Origin of the sequence: Curtobacterium sp. B8, from assembly GCF_000333315.1 — a bacterium.
In the GTDB taxonomy this organism is placed as follows: domain Bacteria; phylum Actinomycetota; class Actinomycetes; order Actinomycetales; family Microbacteriaceae; genus Curtobacterium; species Curtobacterium luteum.
Genome location: NZ_BACW01000329.1, coordinates 1 through 9,346 on the forward strand (window position 1 = coordinate 1; position 9,346 = coordinate 9,346).

The 9,346-nt window shown below is 72.0% G+C and carries 10 protein-coding genes and 3 pseudogenes; 7 read left to right on the forward strand and 6 right to left on the reverse strand.

Annotated features, from left to right (window positions below):
• Window positions 1-231, forward strand: a pseudogene (locus tag I59_RS08365) (NAD(+) synthase); the annotation flags it as partial.
• Between the two features lie 146 nt (window positions 232-377).
• Window positions 378-1,826: a flotillin family protein gene (locus I59_RS08370; RefSeq protein ID WP_022903483.1), complete on the forward strand. Its 1,449-nt coding sequence runs from the start codon at window positions 378-380 to the stop codon at window positions 1,824-1,826.
• 27 nt (window positions 1,827-1,853) lie between these two features.
• Here I59_RS08370 and I59_RS08375 read toward each other — a convergent pair whose 3' ends face one another.
• Genes I59_RS08375 through I59_RS20825 form a run of 3 tightly spaced genes read right to left on the reverse strand, consistent with a single transcriptional unit; the run spans window position 1,854 to window position 3,301 of the window.
• Complete coding sequence (locus I59_RS08375) at window positions 1,854-2,297, reverse strand: hypothetical protein (protein WP_022903484.1); 444 nt, start codon at window positions 2,295-2,297, stop codon at window positions 1,854-1,856.
• Window positions 2,294-2,656 carry a hypothetical protein gene (locus tag I59_RS20820; RefSeq protein ID WP_148286143.1) on the reverse strand — a complete coding sequence of 121 codons (363 nt, stop codon included), beginning with the start codon at window positions 2,654-2,656 and terminating at the stop codon, window positions 2,294-2,296. The genes I59_RS08375 and I59_RS20820 overlap by 4 nt, the downstream gene beginning before the upstream one ends.
• A gap of 15 nt (window positions 2,657-2,671) precedes the next feature.
• Window positions 2,672-3,301, reverse strand: a complete 630-nt coding sequence (locus I59_RS20825) for a phosphotransferase (protein WP_049976554.1) — start codon at window positions 3,299-3,301, stop codon at window positions 2,672-2,674.
• 245 nt (window positions 3,302-3,546) lie between these two features.
• On the opposite strand from I59_RS20825, the pseudogene I59_RS23850 reads away from it, so the two are divergent.
• The 3 genes and pseudogenes from I59_RS23850 to I59_RS23740 all read left to right on the forward strand — a co-directional run.
• A pseudogene (locus tag I59_RS23850) lies at window positions 3,547-4,830 on the forward strand (MDR family MFS transporter); the annotation flags it as partial.
• 725 nt (window positions 4,831-5,555) lie between these two features.
• A pseudogene (locus I59_RS23735) lies at window positions 5,556-5,756 on the forward strand (hypothetical protein); the annotation flags it as partial.
• A 192-nt stretch (window positions 5,757-5,948) separates the two neighbouring features.
• Complete coding sequence (locus I59_RS23740) at window positions 5,949-6,197, forward strand: hypothetical protein (protein WP_307120452.1); 249 nt, start codon at window positions 5,949-5,951, stop codon at window positions 6,195-6,197.
• Window positions 6,198-6,294: 97 nt separating this feature from the next.
• Here the strand turns inward: I59_RS23740 and I59_RS08390 are convergent, their stop codons facing one another.
• The gene (locus tag I59_RS08390; protein WP_022903487.1) at window positions 6,295-6,573 is read right to left on the reverse strand and encodes a GlsB/YeaQ/YmgE family stress response membrane protein; all 279 of its coding nucleotides are present in this window, start codon (window positions 6,571-6,573) and stop codon (window positions 6,295-6,297) included.
• A 126-nt stretch (window positions 6,574-6,699) separates the two neighbouring features.
• On the reverse strand, window positions 6,700-6,963 hold the full coding sequence (locus tag I59_RS08395; protein ID WP_022903488.1) for a glutaredoxin family protein: 264 nt from the start codon (window positions 6,961-6,963) through the stop codon (window positions 6,700-6,702).
• A 71-nt stretch (window positions 6,964-7,034) separates the two neighbouring features.
• Between I59_RS08395 and I59_RS08400 the strand changes: the two genes are divergently transcribed.
• Complete coding sequence (locus tag I59_RS08400; protein ID WP_022903489.1) at window positions 7,035-8,036, forward strand: PrsW family intramembrane metalloprotease; 1,002 nt, start codon at window positions 7,035-7,037, stop codon at window positions 8,034-8,036.
• 59 nt (window positions 8,037-8,095) lie between these two features.
• Here I59_RS08400 and I59_RS22780 read toward each other — a convergent pair whose 3' ends face one another.
• Window positions 8,096-8,407, reverse strand: coding sequence for a hypothetical protein (locus I59_RS22780; RefSeq protein ID WP_022903490.1), 312 nt, complete (start codon window positions 8,405-8,407; stop codon window positions 8,096-8,098).
• Between the two features lie 92 nt (window positions 8,408-8,499).
• Between I59_RS22780 and I59_RS08410 the strand changes: the two genes are divergently transcribed.
• A partial coding sequence (locus I59_RS08410) for an adenosylhomocysteinase (protein WP_187289803.1) occupies window positions 8,500-9,346 on the forward strand: 847 nt, incomplete at its 3' end.

Genomic DNA, 9,346 nt, shown 5'->3' on the forward strand with positions numbered 1-9,346 from the left:
CTCTACGAGAAGGCCCCGACCGCGGACCTCCTCGACGACCTCCCCGGCCAGACCGACGAGGCCAACCTCGGGCTGACCTACGCCGAGATCGACGCCTACCTGCAGGGGCACGACGTGCCGGACGAGGTCGCGGAGGCGATCGAGTCCCGGTACCGCGCGACCGCGCACAAGCGCGCGGTACCGGCGACCCCCTTCGACGACTGGTGGCGCGCCACGGTCGACGCGCGCTAGACGCGCCCACGTGACGGACGGGAGGCGCGGTGCCAGCTGGCACCGTGCCTCCCGTCCGTCGGTGCCGACCAGTAGGCTGAGCGGACAGAACAACACATGCGGAATCTCGGTCCGGCACCCGCCGAGCGGATCCGCGAGGGGGAGCCATGGAAGTCCTGTTCGCACTCGGAGCGGTCCCGCTGGTCATCGTGGGCGTCGTCGTCGTCGCGGTCGTCGCGCTCGTCTACGCCAAGCTCGTCTACCGCAACGCCGGCGCCGACGAAGCGCTCATCATCACCGGCAAACGGTCGCGCAAGGTGAAGAACGCCGACGGCACCGAGACCGTCGAGTCCGGCATCAAGGTCGTCCTCGGCGCCGGCGTGCTCGTCCGACCGTTCTTCGAGCGCGTCGCGAAGCTGTCCCTCAGCTCGCGGGCCATCGACATCAACGTGAACGCGCAGGACTCCCGCGGCGTCACCATCGACGTCGAAGCGGTGGCGCTCGTCAAGGTCGGCGAAGCCGACGCGTCCATCCGGGCCGCGGCGCAGCGCTTCCTCGGCCAGGAGAAGAAGATCGACGACTTCGCACGGGAGGTCTTGTCGGGTTCGCTCCGCGCCTCGATCGGTGCCACCGACGTGTCGACCATCATCCGCAACCGCGACCAGCTGACGGTCGCCGTGCTCGACGTCGCGAAGGACGCGCTGCACAGCCAGGGGCTCGACGTCGACTCGTTCGAGATCAAGGGCATCTCGGACCGCAACGAGTACATCAGCGACCTCGGCCGTGCCGAGCGGGCACGGGTGCGGCTCGAGGCCGAGAACGCGGAGGCGCAGGCCGACCGTGAGGCCCGCGAAGCCCGCGCCCGCGCCGACCAGGCGATCGCCGAGGCCGAGAACGCGCTCGCGATCCGACGGGCAGCGCTCCAGCTCGACTCCGACCGCGCCGCGGCCGAGGCCGCCGCCGCCGGTCCGCTCGCCCACGCCCGTGCCGCGCAGGGCGTCGTGGAGCAGGAGCAGCTGACCGCGCAGAAGCGTGCGGAGCTCCGCCGCGCCGAACTCGAGTCGGAGGTCACCGCCGTGGCCGAGGCCGCTGCGCGCAAGACCCGCCTCGAGGCCGAAGCGGCCGCCGGTGCCCAGGTCGAGACCGCACGTGCGCAGGCGGAGGCCCGACGGATCTCCGCCGAGGCCGTCGCGGCGGAGGCGAAGGCCGAAGCGGACGCCCGCAAGCTCGCCGCCGACGCCTCCCGAGCCGAGGGCGAAGCAGCGGCCGACGCGATCCGCGCCAAGGGTCAGGCGGAGGCCGACGCGACGAAGGCCCAGGCCGACGCGCTGGCGCAGCACTCCGAGGCCGTCCTCCGGGTCAAGGCCATCGAGACGCTGCCGAGCATCGCCCGCGAGCTCGCCGCTCCGATGAGCAACATCGACAAGCTGACCGTGGTCTCCTCCGACGGTGCCGGGTCGCTGTCGAAGAGCGTGGTGAGCCAGTTCAGCGAGGTCGACGCGCTGCTCGGCACGACCGCCGGCTTCACGCTGAGCGACATCGTGAAGAGCACCACGACGGGTCAGGCCGCAGCACGGGCCGTGGCGCGGGAACAGGAGACCGCGGCCGCCGAGTGAGCCGCGCGCCGACGGGCGCGGTGGGGTTCAGGCCTCGCCGCGCCCCTCGTCGTCCGAGCGGTCGCGCTGCTGGTGACCGGCGTCCTCGCGCTGCTGGTGGTCGGCGTCCTCGCGGTGGCGCTCCCGGTGGTCGGCGTCTTCGCGCTCCTGCGACAGGCGCTGCTGTTGGACCACGCTCCGGGCCGCCCCCGCGAGCACGTCGTCCACGCTCCGGTCCGACCGGGCCGCGAGGGCCCCGCCGAGACCGGCCGTGAGCGTGCCCCCGGCGGAGGCGAGGCGTTCCACGACCTCCTCCTGCCGGTCCGTCAGCGGTTCGTCGACCATGCTGTCGACGGTCTCGCGGATGTTCTGCTCGCTCGCGTCGAGGGAAGCGTCGTCGCCGGCGTGCAGCGCTGCTGCCTCACCGACGACGACGAGCCCGAGGCGTGCGGCATCGTCTTCGGGACGGGTGGCCTGGTGCTCGTCGGTCATGGCGTGGACGGTACGCCCCGGGGTGCGCCGACCCTGGGTGCGTCGTCCCCCTCGGCGCCCGCACCGTCGTGCTGCGCCCACCGTCGCAGGACCCACTCGGCGGCGGCGACGCCCTCCCGGCGCTGGAACCCACGGATCGTCGGCATGTTCGGTGGAGCCGGACGCGCCGCCCTCTCGAGGAAGAGCCCCGCCAGCGCGGCGAGCACGGCGTCGACCGCCGCGGCGTCGACGCCCTCGAACACCGGGTGGGTGAGCAGGTGGTGGTCGACGTCGTCGTCCTCGCCCCGGACGAGGACGTCGAGGAGGTAGGTGAGCGGGTCCAGCCAGCGCGCACCGACGCCCGCCCACGGCCAGTCCACGATCCACACCCGCCGCTACCGGTCGACCAGCAGGTTGTCCGCGCGGCAGTCGGCGTGCACGAGGTGGTCCCCGTCGACGAGGGCGACGGCCCCGCGGGCGGCGTCCGCGAGCCGCTCCGCGGCGGACGCGACGGCGGACGGGACGACGCTCGGCAGGCCGGATGCGAGCATCCGGTCCCACGCGCCGAACTCGTCGCCGAGTTCGTCCGTCATCCGGGGGAGGGACGCGAGTACGCCCGTCGCACGTGGCAGGGTGGCGAGCGCGTCGAGCACCGCCGTGGTGTCGCGCCCGTCCCGGTCGGCTCCGGGGTGGTGGCCGTCGACGTCGTCGAGGACGAGCGCCACCCATTCGTCGCCGTCGTGCACCTCGTCGAACACGGCGACGAGCCCGGGGGACCGCACACCCGGCGGGATCGCGCCCACCACGCGCGCCTCTCGACGGTGCAGGTCGATGCCGTCGCCGTTCCGCGACCGAGCGAGGGCCTTCACGAACGCGCGACGCCGGTCGGTGGTGACGACACGGTCGGCGCTGCCGGGAGACCACCCGGACGCCTGGCTCTCGGTCTGCACGACCGGAGCGCCGAGTGCGTCCTCGATCCGCGCGCGCAGGCTGCTCGGGATCTCGTGCCAGGTCATCCGCCCCATGCCGTCACGCTAGCTGAGAAGCCGTACACAGACGGTGCATGATGGCAAACATGCATTGGTAGCAAAGGTGCCGAGGGTGTAAAGTTGCGTGGTCTGCAAGTTTGAGAGTTGGGAACCGCATGTCCACTGCCACCGCACCGGTCGAGGTGCAGCGCGGGCGGCAGGTCGCGTCGGCGTCTGCGCCGGCGAAGCCGATCATGTCGCACCGGCAGATCCTCCTCGTCATCTACGGCCTGATGGCGGGCATGTTCCTGTCGTCGCTCGACCAGACGATCGTCGGCACGGCGATCCGCACCATCGGTGACGACCTGCACGGGCTCGACCAGCAGGCCTGGGTGACCACCGCGTACCTCATCGCGTCGACCATCTCGACGCCGATCTACGGCAAGCTCTCCGACGTGTTCGGTCGGCGGCCGCTCTACATCTTCGGCATCGCGGTGTTCATCCTCGGGTCACTGCTGTCCACCCTCTCGACGTCGATGATCATGCTCGCCGCCTTCCGCGCGTTCCAGGGCATCGGCGCCGGGGCGCTCATGTCCCTCCCGCTCGCGATCATGGGCGACATCCTCGCCCCCCGCGAGCGCGCGAAGTACCAGGGGTACTTCCTCGCCGTGTTCGGCATCTCCTCCGTGATCGGCCCGCTCATCGGCGGCCTGTTCTCGGGCGCGGACCAGATCCTGTGGATCACCGGCTGGCGCTGGGTCTTCCTCGTGAACGTGCCGATCGGCGTCGGCGCGCTGATCATGGTGATCGCGTTCCTGCACCTGCCGAAGTTCGGCGACGCCACGGCGAAGCCGCGCATCGACTGGTGGGGCGCCACGTCGGTGATCGTCACCCTCGTGCCGCTGCTCCTCGTTGCCGAGCAGGGCCGCACCTGGGGCTGGGGCTCGGTCGGCGCCATCGCGTGCTACGTGCTCGGCGGCATCGGACTCGTCGCGTTCCTGGTGATCGAGTCGCTCATGAAGGACGACGCGATCATCCCGCTGAAGCTGTTCCGCTCCGGCGTCTTCTCGATGGCCACCGGCCTGGGCTTCCTCGTCGGCTTCGCGATGTTCGGCGCCATGCTGACCATTCCGCTCTACCTGCAGATCGTCACCGGGCTGACCCCCACCGAGTCCGGCTTCGCCACGCTCCCGATGATCGGCGGTCTGATGATCGCGTCGATCGCCTCGGGGCAGATCGTCGCCCGCACCGGCAAGTACCGGATCTTCCCGGTGATCGGCACCGCGCTGGTCTCCCTCGGGTACGTCGTCCTGACGTTCATGACGATCGACAAGCCGCTCTGGTTCCTCATGATCGGCATGTTCCTCATCGGGCTCGGCCTCGGTCAGCTCATGCAGAGCATCACCCTGGCGTCGCAGAACTCGGTGCAGCCCCGGGACATGGGTGTGGCGACGTCGTCGGCCACGTTCTTCCGCCAGATCGGCGGCACACTCGGCACCGCGGTGCTGCTCTCCGTGCTGTTCTCGATCATGCCGACGAACATCCTGCAGGCCACCGCGGACAAGGCGAACCTGTCGTCCGCGCTCGACGCCGCGCTGAACCCGACCGTCGCGTCGGCGAAGGCGAACCAGGGCGTCATGGACCAGATCTGGAACCCGATCATCGAGCCGGTCCAGAAGTCCGTGCAGCAGCAGTTGGACACGGCGTCCTCCGACGCGAAGGGCGCCGCCGACGCCGCGGTCACGAAGCAGGTGACCGCCGCCGTCCAGCAGCAGGTCGCCGCGGGCGCGGTACCCGCCGCCGCAGCGCAGCAGGTCATCGACCAGCAGGTCGCCGCGGCCACCCCCGCCGCCGAGCAGCAGGCCCTCGCCGCCGTCGCGGACGAGGCGCACGCCACCGTCCAGGACGGCACCGTCTCCGTCGACTGGTCGAACGCCGCCCAGCGCTCGTACTGGGTCGACCAGCTCACCCCGAAGCTCTCCAGCACGATCGAGGACCGGGCGGACGCGAACAGCTCGAGCAGCAGCTCCGAGACGAGCGACACCTCGTACCTCAACGGCGCGGACGCAGCCCTCACGCGGCCGTTCATGACCGGGTTCAACACGTCGGCCGTGACCGTCTACTGGGTGGGCTTCGCGGTGATCCTCCTCGCCTTCGTCCTCAGCTGGTTCTTCAGGCGCCGCCGCTCCGGAAGAGCTCGGCGCTCCAGGAGCAGGCCGACACGGCGGGCACCGCGGACGACCTCGAGCTCAGGCGGTCGCTGCCGCGGACACAATGGGCTCGCGGACCGCTCCGAACAACGGGTCGATCCGTGGTCAGCACGGCCGTTCGGGCGACTGAGCCGACCGGAGCCGCCCGCACTCCCGCGGGCGGCCCCGGCCCCGTCGTCGCCGGACCCGAGTGCGGGCTCCGCGAGCGGAAGAAGCAGCAGACGCGCGCCGCGATCCACGGCGCCGCGCTCGACCTCGTCACCGCGCACGGGCTGGCCGGCGTCACCGTCGAGGAGATCTGCGGGGCGGCGGGCGTCTCGTCCCGCACGTTCTTCAACTACTTCCCGTCGAAGGGTCACGCGGCGCTGGGCCTGCCCGCCACGACCGTCCCGGCCGACGCCCGCGCGGCCTTCACCGCCGCTCGGGGTCCCCTCGTCGCGGACCTGTGCGAGCTCGTCGCCAGCACCGTGACCCTGCCGGAGGACCGCCGGCGCATGAAGGCCCTCGTGGAGGCCCGGCCGGAGATGGTCCCGACGATGCTCCAGTGGATGGCGGACGCCCGGGTCGAGATCGTGGCGGCGGCGACGGAGCGCGCGGACGACGGGCGCGCGCGGACCGCGGTCACGCTCGTGATGGCGGCGATGATCGAGGTCGCGCACCGGTTCGCGGTGACGTCGCGGGAGGACCTCGCCGAGCGGCTGCGCACCGTGGTGTCCGAGATGGGCAGGCTGGCCGCGGGGTGACCCGTGGGCCAGGGGGTCACCAGCCCGACACGGACGGGAGGCACGGTGCGCGTCCGACGCGCACCGTGCCTCCCGTGTGTGTTGCTCGCTGGTGCCCCTAGCGGGTGCGGGCGCCCCGACCGGCGAACCGCGTGTAGATGAAGAGCACGATGATGGCGCCGATGATCGACCCGATGATGCCGGCCGGCTGGAAGAAGCCACCCGAGGCGTCGTGGTTGAAGATCAGGTAGCCGAGGAAGCCCCCGACGAACGACCCGACGATGCCGAGGATGATCGTCATGAGGATGCCGATGTTCTGCTTGCCGGGGATGACCAGACGCGCGACCGCGCCGGCGATGAGTCCGATGACGATCAGGCTGATGATGAGACCGAGCACGATGTGCCTCCTTGTGTGGGGTTCGTCCCGCTCGGTGGGGTACCGAGGTGGATTCAGCACCAGACACAACACCCCGGTGGATCAGCGCGCTCCCAGGAACGCCGATCAGCCCGCCGGACGCCCGGCTCAGACGATCCCGGAGGCCTCCAGCTCGCCGCGCAGCTCCGCGTCGGACGGCTCCACGAAGTGCTTCCCGTTCGGGAGCACGACCACGGGGATGTTCTTCCGTCCGCTGATCGCCTCGGCACGGTCGGCCGCCGACAGGTCCGCCTCGACGTCGACGTAGTCGTAGTCGATCCCGAGCCCGTCGAGCAGCGCCTTCGAGCGCCGGCAGTCGCGGCACCAGTCAGCGCCGAACATGGTCACCTTGTCGAACGTCGTCTCAGCCATGCGGGGTACGACGCCGGGCGCCTCCCGTACATTCCCGAGCCGCACCGGGCCGGGCGGAGCACCATCGGAGCATGAGCCTCCACGTCGCCGCGGTCCACCCCCACCACCGTCACGGGTGGTGGTGGAAGACGCTGCTCTCCGGGTTCCTCCTCTGGGTCGTCACGATCGTCGTGACCGTGGTGACGCAGAACACGAACCTCGTCCCGACGATCATCCTGCTCGGGAGCTTCCTCGTCCCCTTCACCGTCGTCCTCTTCGTGATCGAGCGCGTGACCGGCACGATCAGCACGATGCAGCTCGTCACGGCGTTCTTCGTCGGCGGCATCCTCGGCGTGCTCGGCGCCTCGCTGCTCGAGGCGAACCTGCGGCAGGACGCGCTGCTGTACATCGCGGTCGGCTTCGTCGAGGAGTTCGTCAAGGGCGTGCTGCTCGTCGTCGTCGCCTGGCGGGTCCGGCCGAAGTCGGCACGGCAGGGTGCACTCCTCGGCGCCACGGTCGGTGCGGGCTTCGCGGCGTTCGAGTCCGCCGGCTACGCCTTCAACGCGGCGATCACCTCGCGGGGCATCGACCTCGTCTCGCTGCTCCAGACCGAGGTGGTGCGGGCGATCCTCTCCCCGGTCGGGCACGTGCTCTGGACGGCGATCCTCGGGGCGGTCCTGTTCGGTGCCGCACGCGGCGGGGTGCGGCTGCGCTGGTCGTGGACGGTGCTCGTGGCCTACGTCGGGGTGTCGCTCCTGCACGGCCTCTGGGACAGCAACTCGACGTTGGGGACGCTGCTCGCCTTCGTGTTCACCGGGACGCCCTTTTCCGCCGCGCGTGGGCAGTTTGTGCCCGCGGACGTCGCGACGCTTTTGACGACCCTTTACGTTGTGGGCCTCGCCGTGGTGACCGCGATCGGGGTTTCCGTGTTCGTGAGGGTCCTCGTGGGGCACCGGCGGACCGACCGGGCGCTTGCCGCTGCCGTGGAGGCCGATCCGCAGCGCGTCGCGCCACCCGCATGGCTCGTCGGCGTGGACGACGCCGGTACCGACAGTTCCACCTGGGAGCGGACGCCACCTCCGCACGCGCACTGACCCGCCCCCCCCCCCCCGGCACCGACCCGGACGCAGCACCGGCCCGTCGCCCCCGCGCTCTACGATGTCCCCATGCCGCAGCGACCCGACCCCGCCCGGGCCGCCTGGGCCTCCGCCGCGGTCCGTCGCTTCGCCGCGCCACGAACCTGCTCGTCGCCGCACGCCGGTTCCGCATCGTGGGAGGGGACCCAGCCGACGTCGCCGTGCTCCACGCCCTGGTGACCGGTCTCGGCGCCCGGCCGGGGGGAGAACAGGAACCCGTCGACCACCTCTGGGGCCTCGGCGACCCGGCCGAGACCACGCCCGCGATCGAACGCGAGGCCGACCGACCCCGCGGGGCCGCGCTCGTCGTGGTCGAAGCCGGCCGCCACGTCCCCGCCGTCGACGAGGACGCCTTCGGGCCGGTCGCCCCCGTCCGGCCCGGCGTGCTCGGGGTCCGCTGCTGTCCGACGACGTGCACCTGGTGTCGACCGGGCGCGACCCGGAGACCGATCCCGCCGCCGAGGCCCGCGTCCGCTGGGCACGCCGCTGGATGCCCGTGTGCCGCTCGGTCGCCGGCGAGCTCGGGGCCGGCGGGCTCCTCCGCGGCAGCCGGATCGCGGTCGCCATGGTGCTCGAGCCGAAGACCGCGGTGCTCGCCCTGCTGCTCCGCGACGCCGGGGCCGAGGTCGTCGTCTACGCCCACGGCGACGAGACCGACGACGCCGTCGCCGATGTCCTGCGCACTGCCGGCCTGCGGGTCTTCGCCCGCGCGGGCGTGACCCTCGCGGAGCAGAAGGAGCTCGCGCTGGCGATGCTCGACACGGCGCCGCACATCGTCCTCGACGACGGCGCGCACGTCATCCGGCTCGTGCACCAGGAGCGCCCGGACCTCCTCCCGACGATGCTCGGAGCCGCGGAGGAGACCACGAGCGGCCTCCGACCCCTGCGCGCGATGGCCGAGCGCGGCACCCTCGGGATCCCGGTCGTCGCCGTGAACGACGCCCGCACCAAGACCTTCTTCGACAACCGGTACGGCACCGGACAGTCCACCGTGTTCGCGACGCTCGACCTGGTCGACCGGCTCGCGTCCGGCGCGCACCGGGTCCGCCCGGGAGGCACGGCCGTCGTCGCCGGGTTCGGTCCGGTCGGCGAGGGGGTCGCGATGGTCCTCCGCGCGCTCGGCTTCGGGGTCGTGGTCGCCGAGACCGACCCGGTCCGCTCGCTGCAGGCCGTCTTCGCGGGCCACGCCGTCGCACCGCTGGTCGACGCCGTCCGCGACGCCGACCTCGTGGTCAGCGCGACCGGTGTGCGGGACACGATCTCGCTCG

Excerpts from the sequence above, each read along its gene's own strand:
- I59_RS23740 (WP_307120452.1), top strand. The coding sequence starts at position 5,949 with ATGAAGGCCCTCGTGGAGGCCCGGCCGGAGATGGTCCCGACGATGCTC.
- I59_RS08400 (WP_022903489.1), top strand. The coding sequence starts at position 7,035 with ATGAGCCTCCACGTCGCCGCGGTCCACCCCCACCACCGTCACGGGTGG.
- I59_RS08395 (WP_022903488.1), bottom strand. The coding sequence starts at position 6,963 with ATGGCTGAGACGACGTTCGACAAGGTGACCATGTTCGGCGCTGACTGG.
- I59_RS08370 (WP_022903483.1), top strand. The coding sequence starts at position 378 with ATGGAAGTCCTGTTCGCACTCGGAGCGGTCCCGCTGGTCATCGTGGGC.
- I59_RS08375 (WP_022903484.1), bottom strand. The coding sequence starts at position 2,297 with ATGACCGACGAGCACCAGGCCACCCGTCCCGAAGACGATGCCGCACGC.
- I59_RS20825 (WP_049976554.1), bottom strand. The coding sequence starts at position 3,301 with ATGGGGCGGATGACCTGGCACGAGATCCCGAGCAGCCTGCGCGCGCGG.